General features: G+C 47.1%; 15 protein-coding genes and 2 tRNA genes. 12 read left to right on the top strand and 5 right to left on the bottom strand.

The annotated features are described in order from the left end of the window. Positions 1-174 precede the first annotated feature (174 nt). Positions 175-1,086, bottom strand: a complete 912-nt coding sequence (locus QP860_RS00980; RefSeq protein ID WP_284912044.1) for an alpha/beta hydrolase — start codon at positions 1,084-1,086, stop codon at positions 175-177. Between the two features lie 189 nt (positions 1,087-1,275). Here QP860_RS00980 and QP860_RS00975 point away from each other — a divergent pair, with 189 nt between their 5' ends. Further along, complete coding sequence (locus tag QP860_RS00975; protein ID WP_070620338.1) at positions 1,276-2,784, top strand: DUF1846 domain-containing protein; 1,509 nt, start codon at positions 1,276-1,278, stop codon at positions 2,782-2,784. 78 nt (positions 2,785-2,862) lie between these two features. On the opposite strand, the gene QP860_RS00970 is transcribed toward QP860_RS00975, so the two are convergent. Beyond that, a complete protein-coding gene (locus tag QP860_RS00970; protein ID WP_070620341.1) occupies positions 2,863-5,295 on the bottom strand; it encodes a PBP1A family penicillin-binding protein in 2,433 nt (810 codons plus the stop codon). A 35-nt stretch (positions 5,296-5,330) separates the two neighbouring features. Beyond that, on the bottom strand, positions 5,331-5,954 hold the full coding sequence (gene recU, locus QP860_RS00965; protein WP_070620343.1) for a Holliday junction resolvase RecU: 624 nt from the start codon (positions 5,952-5,954) through the stop codon (positions 5,331-5,333). Positions 5,955-6,280: 326 nt separating this feature from the next. Between recU and tig the strand changes: the two genes are divergently transcribed. From tig to rpoD, 5 genes are all read left to right on the top strand, one after another. Beyond that, on the top strand, positions 6,281-7,561 hold the full coding sequence (tig, locus tag QP860_RS00960; RefSeq protein WP_070620347.1) for a trigger factor: 1,281 nt from the start codon (positions 6,281-6,283) through the stop codon (positions 7,559-7,561). A 99-nt stretch (positions 7,562-7,660) separates the two neighbouring features. Continuing rightward, positions 7,661-8,929: an ATP-dependent Clp protease ATP-binding subunit ClpX gene (gene clpX / locus QP860_RS00955; protein WP_284912043.1), complete on the top strand. Its 1,269-nt coding sequence runs from the start codon at positions 7,661-7,663 to the stop codon at positions 8,927-8,929. 72 nt (positions 8,930-9,001) lie between these two features. Further along, on the top strand, positions 9,002-9,601 hold the full coding sequence (gene yihA, locus QP860_RS00950) for a ribosome biogenesis GTP-binding protein YihA/YsxC (protein WP_070620353.1): 600 nt from the start codon (positions 9,002-9,004) through the stop codon (positions 9,599-9,601). A 76-nt stretch (positions 9,602-9,677) separates the two neighbouring features. Continuing rightward, positions 9,678-11,552: a DNA primase gene (gene dnaG / locus QP860_RS00945; RefSeq protein ID WP_070620356.1), complete on the top strand. Its 1,875-nt coding sequence runs from the start codon at positions 9,678-9,680 to the stop codon at positions 11,550-11,552. A 3-nt stretch (positions 11,553-11,555) separates the two neighbouring features. Beyond that, positions 11,556-12,800 carry an RNA polymerase sigma factor RpoD gene (gene rpoD / locus QP860_RS00940; protein WP_083294425.1) on the top strand — a complete coding sequence of 415 codons (1,245 nt, stop codon included), beginning with the start codon at positions 11,556-11,558 and terminating at the stop codon, positions 12,798-12,800. 323 nt (positions 12,801-13,123) lie between these two features. Here rpoD and QP860_RS00935 read toward each other — a convergent pair whose 3' ends face one another. Then, positions 13,124-13,729, bottom strand: a complete 606-nt coding sequence (locus QP860_RS00935; RefSeq protein ID WP_070620359.1) for an SGNH/GDSL hydrolase family protein — start codon at positions 13,727-13,729, stop codon at positions 13,124-13,126. A 151-nt stretch (positions 13,730-13,880) separates the two neighbouring features. Here QP860_RS00935 and QP860_RS00930 point away from each other — a divergent pair, with 151 nt between their 5' ends. From QP860_RS00930 to QP860_RS00915, 4 genes are all read left to right on the top strand, one after another. Next, the gene (locus QP860_RS00930; protein ID WP_070620362.1) at positions 13,881-14,756 is read left to right on the top strand and encodes a DegV family protein; all 876 of its coding nucleotides are present in this window, start codon (positions 13,881-13,883) and stop codon (positions 14,754-14,756) included. A 69-nt stretch (positions 14,757-14,825) separates the two neighbouring features. After that, positions 14,826-16,028, top strand: coding sequence for a beta-ketoacyl-[acyl-carrier-protein] synthase family protein (locus QP860_RS00925; RefSeq protein ID WP_070620365.1), 1,203 nt, complete (start codon positions 14,826-14,828; stop codon positions 16,026-16,028). Between the two features lie 63 nt (positions 16,029-16,091). Further along, positions 16,092-16,188, top strand: a tRNA-Sec gene (locus QP860_RS00920). A 140-nt stretch (positions 16,189-16,328) separates the two neighbouring features. Next, positions 16,329-16,402, top strand: a tRNA-Arg gene (locus tag QP860_RS00915). 191 nt (positions 16,403-16,593) lie between these two features. Here QP860_RS00915 and QP860_RS00910 read toward each other — a convergent pair. Then, entirely contained in the window at positions 16,594-17,778 is a 1,185-nt protein-coding gene (locus tag QP860_RS00910) for an oxidoreductase (RefSeq protein WP_070620367.1), read from the bottom strand. A gap of 252 nt (positions 17,779-18,030) precedes the next feature. On the opposite strand from QP860_RS00910, the gene QP860_RS00905 reads away from it, so the two are divergent. Next, positions 18,031-18,846, top strand: a complete 816-nt coding sequence (locus QP860_RS00905) for a MetQ/NlpA family ABC transporter substrate-binding protein (RefSeq protein WP_284912049.1) — start codon at positions 18,031-18,033, stop codon at positions 18,844-18,846. A 111-nt stretch (positions 18,847-18,957) separates the two neighbouring features. Further along, entirely contained in the window at positions 18,958-19,527 is a 570-nt protein-coding gene (locus QP860_RS00900) for a hypothetical protein (RefSeq protein WP_070620373.1), read from the top strand. Positions 19,528-19,607 lie beyond the last annotated feature (80 nt).

Here is a 19,607-nt window from a genome sequence, read left to right as displayed (position 1 = left end):
TGGCTACGTTTGTAAACGATTTACGTTTTAAAAAGGACTGCTTAAGCAGTCCTTTTTGGTTCTACCGAACATTCCTTAACTTAATTGGGAGAGGAAGTAAGGAATATCTTTTTATCAACATCTTTTGCTAGTACACTTACAGTATAAGACCTAAATGTGAATATTATATGAATTTTAGAGAATTTCTTTCTCTAACCATGCTCCGATGTAGGCAAAGACCTCCTCTTCCCGGTTATAGAAGAAGAGTTCGTGGCCATGGCCAGCAAAGCGTTTGGTGTTGACCTGGCGGAGGCCTTGCCTTTCCAGTTCAGCCTTGAGCCGCTCCTGCTCATTTTTTCTAAAATGCAGGGGATCTGCTCCCCCGTTGAGGATGAGGATGGGCAGGTTTGGGCGGACTCCCTGGGCCCAATTTCGTTGGCTGGCATGCTGGGCTAAGTCGAGGACGGCTTGGAAACCAGCATTGGTGAAGACAAAGCCGGTCAGAGGCTCTTCTTTGAGGGTCTGGCCTGCCCGCCAAGTGGCCTGGTAGGCAGGGGAGTTCTTGGCTTTGACCGGCTCCTGCCCAAAGATGAGCTGGTGGAGTTTGAGATTGGTCTCTCGCTTACTTCGCAGGGTGAGGACTTGGAGGGCCCGGCGCAGGCCGCCGATGAAGGGGACATGGGCGTGACTAGCGGACAGGATGCAGGCGTCAATTTCCTGGCTGTAGGATTTAAGGAAGAGCCTGGTGACATAGGCCCCCATGCTATTGCCCAGCAGGATATAGGGTAAGCTATCCTTTTTAAAGTCCCGGACGACAGCTAAGGTATCGGCAACGAGAATGTCCTTGGCTTGCTTGGGCGCTCCCAGATAGCCCAGGTTATGGTTTTTACGTGCGAGGGCGCCGTGGCCTAATTGATCATGGGCGATAACCGTCAGTCCCCGCTGGTTAAAATAGTGGGCCAATTTTTCATAGCGGCCGCCATGTTCGGACATGCCGTGGACCACGTGGAGGATGGCCCGGGGCTGGTCAACCTCCCAGGCATGGACAGGGACATAGGGACGTTCTTTTAAGGCTGAGGGGATGTGGGTGTAGACTTGGTAGGTCACGGCGCGGCTCCTTTGCTAAATAAGTTAACTCTTCTTGCATGATAACTTAAGCTTGCTCTCATTTCCAGAGATTTTGATTAAAGTTCGATGATTTAATTTACAAGTCATCTTTAGGGTGCTAAAGTAGTATGAAGGAGAATTATTCTCAGACCATGGACCGTTAAAATTAAGAGATAAAGAGGGTTGCAAATGAATAAAATTGGTTTTGATACAGAAAAATACCTGGCCCACCAGTCCAAACATATCCTGGATTGCGTGTCTGGCAAGGATAAACTTTATATTGAATTTGGCGGTAAATTGATCGGCGATAAGCATGCCAAGCGGGTCCTTCCTGGTTTCGATGAAGACGCAAAGATGAAGCTCTTGGCGACACTCAAGGACCAGGCTGAGATCATTATTTGTATCTATGCTGGCGATATTGAAAATAATAAGATTCGAGGCGACTATGGGATTCCCTATAATGAAGATGTCTTACGTCTGATTGCGGAGTACCAGCGCTATGGGATCCCTGTTAACAGTGTCTTACTGACCCGCTACAATGGCCAACCCAATGCCAAAGCCTTTATGACCAACCTGGAAAACCGCGGCATTAAGGTCTATGCCCATGAAGCTATCAAAGGCTATCCGACTGATATTGAAGCGATTTTTGGCGACCAAGGCTTTGCCAAGAATGCTTATATTGAGACCAGTAAACCTGTTGTGGTGGTTACTGCTCCAGGGGCTGGAAGCGGCAAACTCGCCACTTGCTTGAACCAGCTCTACCATGAGCATACTAGGGGAGTGAATGCTTCTTACGCCAAGTTTGAAACCTTCCCGGTATGGAACCTGCCCTTGAAGCACCCAGTCAATATTGCTTATGAGGCCGCTACGGTGGATCTGAAGGATGTCAATATGATCGATAACTACCACTACGAAGCATACGGCGAAGTGGCTGTTAATTACAACCGGGATATCAATATGTTCCCAGTCATCCGCCGCATTATTGAAAACATTACTGAAGCCCCATCTGTTTATAAATCGCCAACCGACATGGGCGTTAACTGTATTGCTGATGGGATTATTGATGACGAGCTCTGCAAGAAGGCAGCGGAGCAAGAGATTATTCGCCGCTACTTCGCTATTGAAAACGACTTTGTCAAAGGTACCTTGGACGAGGATTGCCGGCGCCGGATGCAAATTATTATGGAAGAAAGTGACCTCCATGCGACGGACCGGGCAGTTGTCCAACCCGCTCGCGACTATGAGGTTGAAGTCCAAGAACGCTTCGGCAAGAATGAAATCCAAGGGGTTGTTGCTTTGGCTCTGGAAGATGGACGGATCGTTACCGGCCGGACTAGCGAGATTATGGATGCTTCGGCGGCTGTAATTGTTAACAGTCTCAAGGCCCTGGCCGGCATTAATGATGAGATCGATTTGATTGCTCCTATGATCCTCAACACCATCCAAGACCTCAAGCGGGAGGCCCTCCACAGCCGGGTGCCTGTCCTGACGACCAATGAACTCTTGATCGCCTTGTCCATGAGTGCGGTAACCAATCCGACTGCCAAGGCGGCTTATGACCAATTAGAGTCCTTGGCGAACTGCCAGGCTCACGCGACTTTTATCCTCAGCCGGGAGAATGAAAAGACCATCAAACGTTTGGGGATTGATATTACCAATGACCCTGTTTATTCAGCTAATAACTTACTGGCTAATTAGGGTACAAGTCGGCAAAAAGATAATAAGCAAACTAAAATCTCGCTTCAACTCCAGGAAAGGAGGGAAGCGAGATTTTTTTTAGTATGCAGTTGCAGGATCACCAGACATTGGTGGGGTTCCAGCATTACCGGTACCTCCACCGGATGGATTAGCTGGTGCGGAAGTTGAAGCTTCAGCTGGCCTTTCTCCTGGCTGACTTGGTCTCGTAGGTGTTTGGTTTTCATAGGAGGATGACTGTCCTCGTTCATAACCTTCTTGCCCATCAACCTGGCTATCCGATACAGACCGGCTAGACCGACCAGAGCTGTCTTCATAGTCTTCGTCGTCGTAGCCAGATTGGTAAGTGGATTCATAGCTTGGTGCCCGGTTGTAACGGCGGGTAGAGTGGCTATAGTAGCTGCCGTTAGGGTCCAAGTTTCCAGGACTTGAAGCAGAGTTTTTGAATTCTTCGTAGAGGTTTTCATTGATCAAGTCGCGGGTGGTTTGACTGTAAGGTGTCGAAGCTGTGGCGAGCCGGACCGGGTTGGATAAGGCGACTAGGTTGGCTTCGTGGACAGTATCGGGTTTCTGCCAGTCCTCATTGTGGGCACCGTTAGAAACGTAGTCCATCATCTGCCGGTAGAGATAGTCCACCGCATGACCGGCGCTTTCTGTGATGTAACCATTAGGTGAGTTTGGATTATCATACCCCATCCAAATGGAGATTGAATAATTAGTGGTGAAACCGGACATCCAGCGGTCTGGTGCGGCTCCGGATGGAATACTGAAGCGGGCAATTTGATCGTCCGTATAATTTGTCGTACCTGACTTACCGGCTTCAATGATGCCGCCATTATGGTAGGGGGCAGATAGGCCTTCGGTGAAAACCGATTTCATCATGTCGGTCAGGATATAGGCGGTGGATTCCCGCATGGCTTGGCGACTTTCGCCTGAGACTTCAACTTTTTCATTGTTAAGGGTAACGAAATAATCCACAGCCTTAGGTTCATTGTATTCCCCATAGTTCCCCACGGCTGCAAAGGCGGCTGATAATTTCAAGGGTGTGATTTCCCCGCCAATCGAATTGGATTCATAGACGCCTTCACCATTATTGAGGTTGATGTCTAAGTTATTGAGGAAGTCATTCACTTTTTCAGCACCTACTGCTTGGAAGACCTTGAGGGCCGGAATATTCCTAGATTCGGCTAAGGCTTGGCGCATGGTGATGAGGCCTTGGTGTTGGCGGTCCCAGTTATTGATCGGGTCGCCGCTGCTATAGCGGTAAGGCTCATCCTTAACTCCTGTCGCAGGGCTGATATTTAAGTGTTCGATGGCAGGACCGTAGTCACTCAGAGGCTTAATAGAAGAACCGACGCTCCGGTTTAACTGGGTGGCCCGGTTTAAGCTCAAGGCTTCAGTCTGGTTACGGCCGCCGAAGAGGGCAATAATATGTCCTGTCTTGGTATCGACAATTGAAGCGGCAGCTTGGACCTCAGAATCTTGGAAATAAGCGCCGTTGGGATCGTTCAAGAGTTCGGTAATATAGTTTTGGGTATTCATATCCAAGTGGGTATAGATCTTCAAGCCGTCTGACCACATGTCGTAACCAGCGGCCTTGACGTCTTCAGCCACTTGTTGGATATAGGAATCCACCACTTGGTTGACGGAATTCTCTTTTTCACGGTTTTCTTCTAAGGGCTGGAGTCCAGCATCGATTGGTGTATTGACCGCAGCTTCATAGTCTGCTTGGCTGATCTTGCCATTTTCCAGCATTTCGGAGAGTACTAAGTCGCGCCGCTCCTTAGCTGCCTCAGGATTCGTATAGGGGTTGTAATTATTCGGCGCTTGCACCATCCCAGCTAGGAGGGCGGTCTGCGGCAAGCCAAGATTATTTAAGCTAGTTCCATAGTATACCTCAGCTGCCGTCCCCATGCCATAGACTCCATTAGCCATGTAAACCTTATTAATATAGAATTCGAAAATTTCTTTTTTGGTATAATTTCGTTCGAGCTGGAGGGCGAGCATCATCTCCTGGACCTTACGCTTATAGGTCTGGTCTTCGGACTTAGTTGAAAAGGCAGACAGCTTGACCAATTGCTGGGTCAGGGTAGACCCCCCTTGGGATATTCCCCCTGCTCTGATATTAGCAATCAGGGAGCCGATAATCCGTTTGGGGTCGATCCCGTTGTGCTTCATGAAGCGCTGGTCTTCGATCGAAGTGACGGCATCAAAGGTTAACTGAGAAATTTCATCTTCTTTGACAATCCGCCGTTCATTCTGACTGGTTTCATAGATCTCCTGCCCTTGGTTGTCGTAAACAATGGAGGCCATGGAGCCCCGCAATTCGTCTTCAGTCAGTTCGGGCGCGCTGAAGGCCCAGTAGGCGAAGACTAGGCCCAAGAGGAGGGCTATGACGGCAAAGAAACCGACGATAGCAAGGATGATTTTTTTCCAAAGTGACTGATTTGATAAGGCCTGGCGCGGTTGTCGCTTCTTATTGTAGCGCTGGTGGCGGCGGTCTTTTTCAGACATATTAAAACCTTCTTCCTATAAATATGAATCAGTGACTAGTGACTTTTGCCATAGTCTGCAATATATTGGTCTATCAAGGGGAGATAATCTAAGTAAGGTTGGTATTTTAGGGCGATGGGATAGGCATAGTCTTCAATCCGCTGGAAGGGGATGGAAGACCGTTCACTATCCTGATAGGCCCGCCAGTCTTCAAGCAAGGCTTCGATAGGATACAGGTAGGCTTCCTGGCGCTTAGAGAACCAAAAGATTACAAAGCTCAAGCCGCCTGCCTGGCTGCAGGCAGTCATATGCTTGACTTGGTGGTCCTTGATATTATTGAGCGGGAAGCTCTGCATGCGGTCAGACTGCTTGGCTTCGAAGTCTACATACCAACCCTTATAGATGCCATTGTAGTCGGTGGTTGATGCCTGCCGGTAATAGGCCTCTGTAATCTTGGCCCGGGCCCGCTTGGGATAGTCCACTTTAACCACCTGGATAGGGGTCGGTTTTTTATGGATCACTGCAAGGCCGCGGTTGAGGTACCACTGGTTGGATTGGTTTAGCATGTTCTCAAGCCGCATCCCCCGCTGGCCGAATTGGACCTTTTTAGTCTTAGGGCCGGGTCGGGACTTGGCCTGATCCCGTTTTCCTTCAAAGTTTTTACCATTTGGGTAATGCATCAGATCGTCTACTCCTCCAATCTATCCCTATAAGTATAGCAATTTTACCGGATAAAAGGAATAAATTGCACAAAAATTAACACAATTATAACACGCTTGCAAGCTTCTTAATACATAGGGCCTTACAAGTTTGTCCAGCCATGACTTGGCATGTCGGCTGACCAAGACCAAGAACTTTATTTGGTTTAAACTAGACATTTTAAGCTTTTTAGTGTAATATGTCAAAATGTGAACGATGATATGCCTATAGAGGCAATTTGCTTGATTAAAAGCTATCAATCGATTAATCTAAAAATGAAATTTTGAAGAGTTAGGGGAATTAATACATGACAGTAAATTTTGAACAGACAAGTACTAATGAAGGCGTTCTACACTTTACCGTAGCCCAAGAAGATGCCCAAAAGGCTTTGAAACAAGCTTACAAACGTGTAAAAAAAGATGTGAGCGTACCTGGCTTCCGTAAAGGGAAAGTGAACTACCAAGTCTTTGTTAAGATGTTTGGGGAAGCTGCTTTGTACGAAGATGCCATTAACCTGGTTCTCCCTCAAGCCTATGCTCAAGCCGTTGAAGAATCTGGTTTGGATATTGTCGGCCAACCTCAATTCGATATCGAAAAGATTGAAAAAGGTCAAGACTGGGAATTCAAGGCTGAAGTTGCTACTAAACCAGCTGTTAAATTAGGCGACTACAAAGACCTTAAAGTTGCTAAACAAGACCGTGAAGTCAGCGAAGAGGAAGTTAACCAACGCCTAGAAGCTGCTCAAAATAACTTGGCTGAACTCAGCCTTAAAGAAGGCCCTGCCGAAGAAGGCGATACCGTAGTGATCGACTTTGAAGGCTTTAAAGATGGCGAAGCCTTTGAAGGTGGTAAGGATGAGAACTACTCCTTAGAGCTCGGTTCTAATAGCTTTATCTCTGGCTTTGAAGACCAATTAGTTGGAGCTGAAGAAGGCGACGAAAAAGATGTGAAGGTAACCTTCCCTGAAGAGTACCATGCCGAAGACTTAGCTGGTCAAGAAGCAACCTTCAAAGTGAAAGTTCATGAAGTGAAAACTAAAGAAGTTCCAGAACTTGATGATGAATTCGCTAAGGATGTTAACGAAGAAGTTGACAGCTTAGATGAACTCAAAGACCTCTACAAGAAAGAAATCGAAGAAGCTAAAGTTCGCCAAGCTGACGATGCCCGTGATGAAGAAGCTATCCGCCAAGCGGTTGACAATGCTGAAATCGAAGACCTACCACAAGCTATGGTTGACGAAGAAGTGAACCATCAGTTAGAACACTACTTAAATGAAATGCAACGCCAAGGCATCAGCCCTGACTTGTATTATCAATTAACTGGCACTTCAGAAGAAGACCTCCGTCAACAATTTGCTGAAGATGCTGAGTTACGCGTGAAGACAAACTTAATCCTTGAACAAATCGTTGCTGATGAAAATATCGAAGCTAGCGACGAAGATGTTGAAGAAGAAATCAAGTCCTTAGCAGAAACCTACAACATGCCTGAAGAACAAGTTCGTCAAGTTGTTACTTCAGATATGCTGAAACGTGACATTGCCCTTAAGAAAGCCATGAGCTTGATCACAGATTCTGCGATTGAAGAATAAGCTTTTTATTGAGAAAGAGAGGTTGGAGTTGGAACAGTTGACTTCAACCTCTTTTTTTGACAAAATTAGTTGATGTGTAAGAAGGGAGAGAGGCAATAAATGTTTAATGATGATACGGGTCAAGTACACTGCTCATTTTGCGGCAAGTCCCAAGACCAAGTGAACAAGATTATTGCTGGGCCGGATGTCTATATTTGTAATGAATGTGTCAGCCTGTGCCAAGAAATAATTGATGACGAAGCGCAAATGGAAATCTCGGATGAGCTGGTCATGGTAGACCCACCTAAACCAGCGGAAATCCATGAAGTCTTGGACCAATATGTGATTGGCCAAGAGGATGCTAAAAAAGCCTTATCTGTTGCCGTTTATAACCACTATAAGCGGGTCAATAGTAACCTTCAAACAGATAAGGACAAAGAAATTGAAGGGGTCGAACTGCAAAAGTCTAATATCTGCCTGATCGGGCCAACTGGTTCTGGGAAGACTTACCTTGCCCAAACCCTAGCCCGCTTGCTGAAGGTGCCTTTTGCTATTGCCGACGCAACCTCGCTGACGGAAGCGGGTTATGTTGGGGAAGACGTAGAGAACATCTTGCTTAAACTCCTTCAAGCTGCCGATAATGACCCTGAACGGGCCCAGTACGGGATCATTTATGTGGATGAAATCGATAAAATCGCCCGTAAATCTGAGAATGTCTCTATTACCCGGGATGTCAGTGGAGAAGGGGTCCAACAAGCCTTGCTGAAGATCTTGGAAGGGACTACCGCTAATGTTCCCCCACAAGGCGGCCGTAAGCACCCCCAACAAGAGTTTATTGAATTAGATACGACTAATATCTTATTTATCGTTGGCGGCGCCTTCGACGGAATTGAAAATATTGTTAAAGAACGTTTGGGTGAACGGGTGATTGGCTTTGGTCAAACAGCGGAAAAGGAAAGTCCTGAAGAGAAGAAACAGATCCTTAACCATATTATTCCACAAGACCTCCAGTCCTACGGTTTAATCCCAGAGTTTATTGGCCGTTTGCCAATTATTACTGTGCTCGATAAATTGACTGAGGACGACCTGGTGCGAATTCTTTCCGAACCAAAGAATGCTTTAATCAAGCAATACAAACAATTGCTGGCCTTGGATGATGTGGAATTGGAATTCACTGATGAAGCCCTCCAAGCCATTGCTAAGAAGGCCATTGAACGTAAGACCGGTGCTCGAGGCTTGCGCGCTATTATTGAAGAGAGCATGATTGATATTATGTATGATATCCCTAGTCATGATCGGGCAGCCAAGGTTATCGTCACAGAAGATGTGATCAACCAAGAGGCCCAGCCTGAGATTTATGATGCTGAGGGCAAGGCTATTGAAGGCTAAGCAAGGATAGTAACGCAAGAGGTTGGGAAAAGTCCCAGCCCCTTTCGTTTTTATTGATAGGAGGGTAGGACAATGCAAGTTCACCAAGTGGAATTCTTAATTAGTGCGGTGCGCCCCGAACAATACCCGGAAGCCGATCGCCCAGAGATCGCCCTAGCTGGCCGGTCAAATGTAGGCAAGAGTTCCTTTATCAACACCATGGTCCGACGGAAAAATATTGCACGGACCTCAAGTAAACCAGGAAAGACCCAACAATTAAACTATTATGACGTTGAAGATAGTCTCTATTTTGTCGATGTGCCGGGCTATGGCTTTGCCCGGGTGAGCAAGAGCGAAAAGAAAAAGTGGCAGGAGATGCTTGAGCGTTACTTCAGGACCCGGACCAATTTAGTGTTAGCCCTCCTTTTGGTGGACTTCCGCCATGCACCAAGTAAGGAGGATATCCAAATGAAGGAATTCTTCGAAGCCTATGAGATTCCTTATTTTGTGATCGCTACTAAATCTGATAAGGTCAAACGGTCCCAGTGGAATAAGCACCTGGCTCAGATCAAAGAGAGCCTAGACCTGGTAACGGAAGACCAGATCTTACCTTTTTCTTCGAAGACTGCAGAGGCCAAGGATGAAGCCTGGGAGATTATCGAAGATGTCATTGCAGGAGCCTATGAGGACTAAGCCTTTTCTTGCAATTGGCTAGAACTTGAAGTATACTATACAATGCACAATCCTATGTCATTAAGAGGGTGACCCAGTGGCAAAAGTAATACCAAATGAAGTGGTCCAATCCATCAGAGAACAAGTTGACATCCTGGATATTGTCGGGGAATATGTGGACTTGCAGAAACGCGGGAAGAACTACTTTGGAAAGTGTCCTTTCCATGATGAACGGACGCCATCTTTTTCTGTTGAAGCAGACCAGCAATTTTTCAAGTGCTTTTCCTGTGGTCGGGGTGGCAATGTCTTTTCTTTTATGATGGATATTGAAGGCTGTTCTTTCCAGGAAGCGGTGGCTTTGGTTGCGCAGAAGGGCCACGCCAGTGTCGACTTTGACTTTGAAAGTACCACTAACCGTCAGCGAAGGCGATGGTCTGCTGATGAAGAGAACTTAATTGCCATACATGAAGCGGCTAAGGATTTCTACCATTATCTTTTGACGGTAACCCAGTATGGGCAGGAGGCCATGGCCTATTTAAAGGGCCGAGGTTTTAGCCGAGAAACCATTGACCGCTATCAGATTGGCCTTGCCCCTAAGGATGGTCAGCTTTCTTACCAGCATTTGCGGACCAAGGAATTTTCGGATGAGGCCCTAATCGCTTCAGGAATCTTTATCCGGAGCGACTATGACCAAGAAATTCGCGACCGTTTTGCCGGTCGACTCATCTTTCCCCTCCGCGGTCCAGAAGGGGAGACCCTGGCTTTTTCTGGACGGATCTTGCCTGATGATTCGGGAGAAACAAGTAAGCAGGCCAAGTACCTGAACAGTCCGGAAACAGCTCTCTTCCAAAAGAGCCGCTTTCTCTTTAACCTGGACCTGGCTCGGCCAGAAATTCGGAGGGTCAAGGAAGTCATTCTTTTTGAAGGTTTCATGGATGTGATTAAGGCTAGTGAAGCAGGAATCAAGAATGGCCTGGCCTCAATGGGGACCAGCTTGACGTCCGCCCATATCCAAGTGATCCGCCGGCAGACGAAAGAGGTCTTACTGGCCTATGATGGGGATAAACCCGGGATTGAAGCGGCCTACCGTGCGCTTGACCACTTTGCTGAAGAAGCATCGGATGTCAAAGTTCAAGTTTGTGTCTTTCCCGATCAAATGGACCCGGATGAATATATCGAACACTATGGCAGTGAACAGTTTGGGCACTTTATTGTCAACCAGCGCCTGTCCATTATGCATTTCTACCGGTATTACTACCGCATGCACTATGATTTGGCGACTGACTCGGGTAAACTTCAATATATTGAAGCCATTATTCAACGGATTGCCCGCCTGGATACAGCCGTGGAGCAGGAGCTCTACCTCAAGGAGCTCAGCCAAGAGACCCAGCTAGCTGTAGATAGTCTCAAAGAGCAACTTCTCCAAGTTCATCGTGACCTGCCTCAGCAAGGAGCTTCTCGGCCGGACAATTCACCTCTTAGAGAAGGGGCAGATACTTCTTGGCAAAGCCTGTCTCGCCAGCCGGCCCAAGAGGCTTATAGTCCCTTAGAGATTAATGAAATGCACTTATTCAATCGTTTATTGAAGCAAGAGGATGCCTGGGTCATGCTCAAGGTAAAGTATCCAGATTTTCAGTTCCAGTCGGTTAAAATGCAGACGCTGTTCACTTTGTTGGAAGCCTACCGCCAGGACCAGGGAGAGAATTATTCCCCTCAGGCCTTCTACAACCGCTTATTAGACCAGGCAGACCAGGCTTTACTGGTAGATATTTATTGTTTGGATACACCAGAAGAAGTGACAGATATGGAAATTGAGGACTTGGTCTTTAATATCACGACTAAGACGGACTTGAAGTCCCAGTTAGCAGCGCTCAAAGATGAAATGGAGCAGGCTAAACTGACCAATGACCAAGCGCGGATTGGCGACTTAAACCTTAGACGGATTCAAATATTGAGACAGATGAAAAGATAGTAAATGGGGGAGATTTATTTGGCTAAAGCAGACGATAAAAAACCGAGTTTAAAGCAAGCAAGCAAGGCTTTAATTAATGAAAAACGCATCTTTGGTTCCATTCGCTATGATGAATTAAGCGACACCATTGCCCAACCCTACGGCCTAGATGACAAGCAAATCGATGATCTGATTGAACAATTCGAAGAAGCCGGGGTAGCCGTAGTGGATAACGACGGTGGCCCGACTAACCGCCAACTCCAGCGGACCGCTGAAAAATCAGACGAGATCAAAGAAGAAGAAATTGATGACGAGACCATCGACGAAATTGTTGATAAGGATAAGAAGACCAATAAGAAAGCGGACAGCAAGAACGCTAAGGACAAAAAAGCTAAGGATAAGGAAGAAGAGGACGAAACCAGTATTCCAGCTAATGTCAAGATGAATGACCCTGTCCGCATGTACCTCAAGGAAATAGGTCGTGTTTCCCTTCTAACAGCTGATGAAGAAGTGGCCTTGGCCAAACGGATTGAAGAAGGAGATCCGATTGCCAAGCAAGAACTGGCCGAAGCCAACTTGCGTTTGGTGGTCTCTATTGCCAAGCGCTATGTAGGCCGGGGCATGTCTTTCCTTGACTTGATCCAAGAAGGAAATATGGGATTGATGAAGGCAGTTGAAAAGTTTGACTATACCAAGGGCTTCAAGTTCTCAACTTACGCGACTTGGTGGATCCGTCAAGCCATTACCCGGTCCATCGCTGACCAGGCCCGGACCATCCGGATCCCTGTCCACATGGTAGAAACCATTAACAAACTGGTCCGTATCCAACGGCAACTCCTCCAAGACTTGGGGCGCGAACCCACGCCAGAGGAAATTGGTGCCGAAATGGACCTGCCAACGGAAAAAGTCCGCAATATCATGAAGATTTCTCAAGAGACTGTTTCGCTTGAAACTCCAATTGGGGAAGAAGATGACTCCCACTTGGGCGACTTCATCGAAGATAATGAAGCGATGAGCCCAGAGGAATTTACTTCCCAAGAAATGCTGAAAGAACAGCTCAATGAAGTTTTAGATACCCTAACCGACCGGGAAGAAAATGTCCTTCGTTTACGCTTCGGTCTAGAAGATGGTCAATCCAAAACTTTAGAGCAAGTTGGTAAGCAGTTCGGTGTGACCCGGGAACGGATCCGTCAGATCGAAGCTAAGGCTCTGCGGAAGTTGCGCCATCCTTCCCGTTCTAAGCAATTGAAAGACTTCATGGAAGAATAAAGATTTCTTTGTTAATTATATTTGTGAGCATCCGTTTCGCTTTTAAATTTTGCCCTTGAACGTTTAGAGGATCAACAACGGCTGAAGCCGTCTTGTACTTTATCCGTAAGTCGCTTTGCTCCAACGGCTAAAGCATGGTACCGGTTCGGGCCAAGGTCCCTCAGCTAGCGAGACTCCAACGGTCCGTACGGCTAAGGCCCAACTTCAACGCTTCAGTCCTGCTCAAAAATAAATGGTATAGATGATTTGATGCCTAGCAATTAATATTAAAAAATAGATAGCTACTATTATAAGAGAGGTCTGGCCTTGGCCGACCTCTCTTTTTAGCGGATAAGGTCTTGGATGCGGGGGTTGAGGGCCTGGCTGATGTAGGTGTGGCCAGCAGGGCTGAAGTGGATGTGGTCGCTCACAAAGTAAGTGTGGGGAGCTTGTTCAAAGACTTCAGCAAAGCTTACCAGTTCAGCTTGGGCCTGGACATTTTGTCTAGAAACTTGTCGAAAGTCGCGTAGACGTTCTTGTAAGCGGGGGTCCTCGAAGCCGGCGCTCACATCTAAACAGAGCATAAATTGGGGATTAAAGTGCTTGGTTAAGTGGTCACATAAGCGGTAAAAAATCTCCGGCCAATTTTCGAGATAAGCCTGCCAGCCGGCCTGATTTAATTGCCGGTGGAAATAAACGTCATTAATACCAGCCCCCAGGACTAGTCCATCGACACTTCCAATTTGCTCTAAATTTCGACTGAGGTCAGTCCATACATCTTTGATCTGGGCCCCCTTGTAGGCTTTGTTAATGGCCTGAAGGGGGAGCTGTTGGCTTTGCCAGACTTGGTCAAGTTGGGCGACAAAGCCTGAACCGAGGTCTTTTGAGCTTTTGGCTTGGTTGCGGCCCCCAGCCACTTGACTGTCACCGATAAATAGAATCTTATGCATATGATGCACCTCCATAGCTTTATTTTACCCTAAAATGCTCGCTTGGCAATTTTAGTATTTATTTTGAGCGGAATAAAAAATTGTATTTATAAAAAACGTATGTTAAAATTAAAAGGAATGACAGTTTCCGATGAGAAAGGGGAGAAAGTACATGTCAAAGATCGCAATTCTCTGCGATAGTTTAGCCTACCTGGATCCGGCTTTTAAAGAAGAACATGATATTTTTGTGGTTCCACTGTCTGTAACGTTTTCGGATGGGACTTACCGCGATATGGTAGATATTGATGATAAAAGCTTCTATGCGAAGGTGGAAGCTAGCGGGGAATTTCCGAAGTCATCCCAACCGAGTCCCGGCGCTTTTATGGAAGCCTTTGATGAGATCCAAGCCAAGGGGTATGACCAGGTGCTCGCTATTATGGTGACTCCTCGTGCGTCAGGAACTTTTGAAACTCTGAAGATGGCAGCTGCCCAAGAGGAAGATTTGGAGGTTTATCCTTTTAACTCTCAAATCGGACTTCAAGCTCAGGGCTATTATATTGAAGCAGCCGTTAAGGAGCGCGACCAAGGCCGGTCAGTTGAAGAAATTATCGCTAATCTCGATAAATTGCCCCCTTATAGTAAGCTCTATGTGATCTTAGACGATGTACGTTATGTGCTCAAGGGGGGACGTTTGGGCTCAGCGGCGACAGCCCTAGTGAACTTCCTCAAGATTAAACCGATTGTCAAGGTCGGCCAGGATCGTTTGGAACTATCTGCTCGTACCCGGAGTCTGAAGAAGGCTATCCAGCGGGTTGTTGAGAGCTTAGAAGAGGATGCAGCTAAGGGCTTGCCCCTGCGTGCGACGATTTCAGGACGCAAGGACTTTGAACCTTACCAGTCACTCAAGGCTATCGTTCAAGAGAAATTCCCCGACATGCGTTTAGATGAGGGCATTATTGGCCCCACGGTCGGTGTCCACAGCGGCCCCAATGCTTTTGCTTTGATGTGGAGCATTGATACCGATAAATTATCTTTAGATGACTTATAAAAGGCTTGAGGCTTGGTCGTTATGAGCCGGGCCTTTTTTGTTGAATGAATAAATGAGGAGAGGTGACATATGACGCAAGGTGTTGTAGTAACAGGCATGGCTGCCATCAGCCCCTTAGGAGAGAGCGTGGAAGAGAATTGGCAGCGGGTACGAGCGGGACAGCATGGGCTGAAGACACTGGAAGCAGCTGGTATGACTTGCCCAGATTTAGGTGTCAAGGTCTGTGCCCCCCTTCCAGATCGCAGTCTCTATGCATCAACCAGTGGCGAGGAAGCCTATGCGATTTTGGCCCGGGCTGCGGCTAAGGCCTGCTACCAGATGAGTGGCTTGCAGGTGGAAGACTTTGATCCTTACCGGGCCGGTTGTTACTTGGGCAATGGACTCGGTGGCTTGACTGCCATTGAAGGGGCCCTCAAAGGTCAAAGCAAAAGCCAAGTCTTTCTTCAGAATCTGGCTGGACAGACCGCTATGAAATTAGCCCAAGACCTGTCCTTTAGGGGGCCAGCCCTAGCTATTGCAACGGCCTTTGCCTCCTCGAATTCAGCGGTCGGTGAAGCCTTCCGCGCCATCAAAAATGGCCACTTAGACTTAGCGATGGCAGGAGGAAGTGAGGCCTGCTTGAACCCTGCTGGTCTGACTTTCTTTGATAATTTAACGGCTCTTAGCCATCGATCAGATCCTAATCGGGCATCGATACCCTTTGACCGGGACCGGGACGGCTTTGTGATGGGGGAAGGGGCGGCTTTCCTGCTCTTAGAATCCTTAGAATCAGCCCAAACCCGCCAAGCTCCTATCTATGGTGAAATTGTGGGCTATGGGGCGACCAGTGATGCCTATCACTTGACGGCTCCCGCTCCTCATGCCCAAGGACTCGGCCAGGCCATGGCCCAAGCTTTAGCTGAGGCACAAATCGATCCCACAGCGATTGATTATATTAACGCCCATGGGACCTCAACCCCAGCCAATGACGCGAGTGAAAGTGAAGCGATTAAGCAAGTATTTGGGAACCATGCCCAAGAACTGGCCGTTTCCTCTACTAAGTCCTTTACCGGTCATTTGTTGGGGGCAGCGGGTGCCATCGAGGCGATTTTTACCTTGTGCGCCTTATCTGACCGCTTCCTACCTCCTACCCTAGGCTTGGAAAATCCAGACCAAGGACTAGACCTCGACTATGTGCCTAAGCAGGGACGGCCTGCTAACTTGCGCTATGCTTTAAGTAATAGTGCTGGCTTTGGGGGCCACAATGCGGTCCTCTGCTTTAAGAGAAATTAAGCTTAAAAAAGGGAAGAATCTTTTGCTTCTTTTGAAAATAAATGCTATAATAGAATTTGTCCTGGGAGCGGATGGGTTCTGGTGTTCCCTCTGGTCTTCAAAACCAGTATAAGGAGTTAGAAGCTTCTTGGGTGAGTTCGATTCTCACACGTTCCCGCCAAAGACTATTAACCCAGCTTAGTCCAACGCTGATGCGTCTTTTCTAAGCTGGTTTTCTTTTTACAGGACCGTACCGGAGACTTGGCTAGGATGTCACTTGACAGCTATCCCTAGGACGCGGTACAATATATCTTGTGAGTTCTCGGGGTAGCTCAGCTGGATAGAGCACCGGTCTTCTAAACCGTAGGTCGCGAGTTCGAATCTCGCTCTCGAGGTACTATAAAAGCAGCAATTGTAGGCTTTAGGCCGCAATTGCTGCTTTTTCTTTTTGCTTTTATTTTGCTGATTATTATGAAAAGTAAGCAAAATTGTACACAAGATTTAAGGGATCCTGTATTTAGTAAATTTGTCTACTCTTTCTTAATCTTAGCTATTCCTAGATTGTTGACTAGCTCTCTTGCATTTTTTAATAACCTTCCCGGTAGTAGTCACTATCTTGACCGTGGAGGGAAAAGATCGATTCCCGGCCGGCCAATTGCAGGGGCATTTGGGGATCGGAGAAGAGGGTGACCAGGGCGGGTGGTAGTTTAGAGATTTTCACTTGTTCGGGTGAAATTTTCGTTACGATATCCTGACCGCGGCCTTCCATAATTTTCTTGCCAAATTGAGGGTCGATCAGGGTGCCGCGTCCGACAGCCGCTAGGTCAGCATAGTTGAGGGCATCAGCCGCTTTTTCTTCATTAGTAATACCGCCAACGACAATCAACTTGACTTCTTCGGGAAGGACTTGGCGGTAGAGCTGGGCATAGGTCAGGTCTTGACCTTCAGGCTTGTGCTTATAGTCCAGGTGAGAGACGTGGATATAGTCGAAGTCATAAGCTTTGCCTAGGTCTGCGACGAGGCGGGTAGAATCTTCATAGGTGTAGCCTACATTATCACCGTGGATTTCTTCTGGACTGATCCGGTAGCCAACAATGAAGTCTTTAGGAGCTTCCTGACGAACGACCTCGAAGACCTTGTCATTGACCGCACGGATAAAGCGCGTTCGATTCTCATAAGAGCCACCCCATTGGTCTGTCCGCTGGTTGGACCACTTGGAGAAGAATTGCTGGTGGAGGTAGTGGTTGGCCCCGTGGATTTCTACGCCGTCGAAGCCAGCTTGGATGGCCCGGCGTGTGGCGTCTCCAAAGGCCTCGATGACTTGGTAGATTTCTTCTTCAGTAATTTCTTCTACGGGGTAATCTAAGAAGGAGAAGTCGATAGCGCTAGGGGCGAGAGCACGTCCGCCATGGCGGGCAGGGAAGTTGGACTCCCGGCCAGAGTGGTTAATTTGGACCATGGCCTTGTTGCCCTTGGCCTTCAAAGCTTTGGCGATTTGGCTTAAACCTTCAATGTGAGCATCAGTTTGGATGCCGAGCTGTTCTTTGTTGGCGGCCCAGGTGTGGGAAGGTCCACCGTCTTTGATGACATAGCAATATTCGACGATGACAAGGCTAGCGGATTCTGAGCGAGCTTGGTAGTAGTCGAGGGTGTCTTGGCTAACGAAGCCCTGGCTGAGGCCACTATTAGTGAGCATAGGGGGTTGGACAATCCGTCCTTTAATTTCAGCACCGTGGCGGAATTTGACGGTATCAGTAAGTTTTTTAGTCAAGCTGATCATCCTTTCATTTGGCTTGCAAGGACTAGTCTACCATTAATTAAAGTTTTTGAGGATAGAAATAAATAATAATAGCTATCCCTGCTAACTATTGCAGAGACTGATCGGATGAAGCTTCCATCATCTATCAATAAATCCTATAGATAGATCTTTGCTATTCCTTAAGAATCTTTATATAATGATAAGAGCTTATCCTGCCTCTTTTAGCATGGTCAGGATGAATAAAATAACAAGGAGTGGCAGATGATGCAAAAGAAATTGTTTTTATTGGTGGCGGTCTTCACCTTATTTCTAACGGCATGCGGGAGTTCTTCTAAGGAAACAACCCATGTTAAGTTAGGGGTAGTGGGCGATAAGAACGACCAATGGGAATATATCCAAAAGGAACTGAAGGACAAGGAAAATATCGATTTAGAATTGGTGAAATTTACCGATTATCGGGGCCCTATTGTAGCCTTAGAAGATGGCTCGATTGACCTGCACGCGGCCTTGACGGAAATTTTTATGGAAGAGGTCAATAAAGAAGGGGGCTACAGCAATACCACGATTGCTTATACGACCCTCAATCCCATGGGTGTCTTCTCAGAAAAGATTGATTCCCTTGATGACTTGCGAGATGGGGCAGTTGTTGCCCTGCCAAATGATGTGTCCAATGAAAGTCGGGCCCTCTTGCTCTTGCAGACAGCGGGTTTAATTAAGTTGGATCCGGACAAGAGGCTGCTCCCTTCTATTAGTGATATTACCGAAAACCCAAAAAATCTAAACTTTAAATCTATGGCAGCCAATCAAACAGCTCGCTCACTGGGTGATGCAGACATTGCGCTAATCAATAACGATATGGCCTCGGATGCGGGCTTCGTGCCAACCCAAGACAGTATCTACTTAGAACCTGTAGCGGAGTCTTCCAAGCCCTATTACAATGTGATTGCAGCCCGTCAAGATGAGAAGGATAAGGACATCTACCAAACCATTGTGAAATATTATCAAACAGATGAGGTAGCCAAGATCATCGACGAGATGACTAATGGGTCTAGTATTCCGGTCTGGGACAAGGAACAATAGCCCCAGCTAATCTATTAAACTTCGCTTAAGAAAGCTCTGAAAAGGCTTTTTAAAGCGGAGTTTTGTGCTAAAATATAGGCAGAAAAAAATTAGATGGGACGGTAAAATCAGATGTGGAAAAAATTTGTGACTAGCTTAGGCCTCTTCAGTCTGACTTTCTTCTTATTTGCTTGTGGACGCTCCGACCAGTCACTGACCTTCTCTGGTGACCAGGCCAAGACCTCCTCGCAAACAGTCCAGGCCAGTCAGCAAACCTCCAATAAGCAGGCGGCTGACCAAGAAGAATCAGCGACCAGTGTTGAAGAGGGGGGAGAGCGCGCAGATCAGAGCTCAGCAGGAGATAAGCCGCAAGTGGCCAGTGCTAAGGACAAGGCGGCAGCGACTAGCCAGGACCAAGGCCTAGCTTCGAATACAGAATCAAACTTGGATTCGTCCAAGGACCTCCTGCCCAAGGTCTCAAGCCTGATCCATCAAGCCTCAGGGAATATCTATAACAATGAAGACTATTACTTCATGCCTAGCCTCTTAGAGGATGGGACTTTCCAAGTGGAAGTTCGCCGGCAGGCTCCTGAGAATATGCAGCAGTCTAACCTGGTGACTATCTACCGTTACCAACCTGATACAGGCCAGTTATTGCAACAAGATATTTTAAATAACACTTGGAATGATGTTACCCCATAAGTGTGTTAAAATATAACTTGCACACGGAGTCCTGCACTTCTTCGATAGGTGCAGGATTTTTTATATGATTAATGAAAAGG

Source organism: Aerococcus sp. UMB1112A (assembly GCF_030230715.1).
Taxonomy (GTDB): domain Bacteria; phylum Bacillota; class Bacilli; order Lactobacillales; family Aerococcaceae; genus Aerococcus.
Note: the sequence above shows the minus strand (reverse complement) of the source record. Positions and strands in the feature narration are given on the sequence as shown.